1 protein-coding gene is annotated in these 633 nt (G+C 62.2%); it reads left to right on the plus strand.

Translation table 11 applies throughout. From position 1 onward, the window contains the following. Positions 1 to 327: 327 nt before the first annotated feature. Positions 328 to 633: helix-turn-helix domain-containing protein (locus tag CK240_RS17760; protein WP_135058948.1), on the plus strand; the 306-nt coding region annotated here is incomplete at its 3' end.

Below are 633 nucleotides of genomic sequence, written 5' to 3' on the forward strand. Positions count from 1 at the left end.
AGAAAACAAGAAAGGCACTGAGAGGCGCTTTAGCGCCCCACAGAGGCCTCTCAGCCTCTGGACAGGGAAATCCACCTGAGAACCCGAGACAGGGCTCTAGGAGGCTTCTGCGGGGCTCTGTGGGCCCACCGCTGTTCGATCCTCTGGCGTCATCGCCAAGGCGGCATCGTTGCCCCTGCCCTCCTGATCGTTGCTCTACAGACCCACTCAGCGGGCTTCGAGACGGCTTGGGTTTCCCCTGATCTGTGAAGGCTGTTTTCGGATGTGTGTTAATAGCAGGAAATATAACTTGGATACTTCACAGCCTCCAAGTTGGATACTTCACACATGCCGAGACGCAAGTTCAGCCGCCTGACGAACGCCCAGAAGCAAGCTCTCCGGGGTGAGCTCGACGCGAAGGTGCCGGTGACGGAGTTGGCGAAGAAATACGGGGTCAGCCGCCGGACGATCTACAACCACAGGAACCGCTGGGACGAGCGCCTGCCGCAGTCGCGCAGCAAGGTGCTGACGGTGCGGGTCAGCGCCGAGGACATGGAGCGGCTGGACGCCCTGGCGCGGGAGCTGGACCTGAGCCGGGCCGACACGGCCCGGCGGGTGCTGCTCTATGCGGCGGGCGTCTACCACATCGAACCG

This window comes from Paracoccus salipaludis (assembly GCF_002287065.1).
Taxonomy (GTDB): Bacteria; Pseudomonadota; Alphaproteobacteria; order Rhodobacterales; family Rhodobacteraceae; genus Paracoccus; species Paracoccus salipaludis.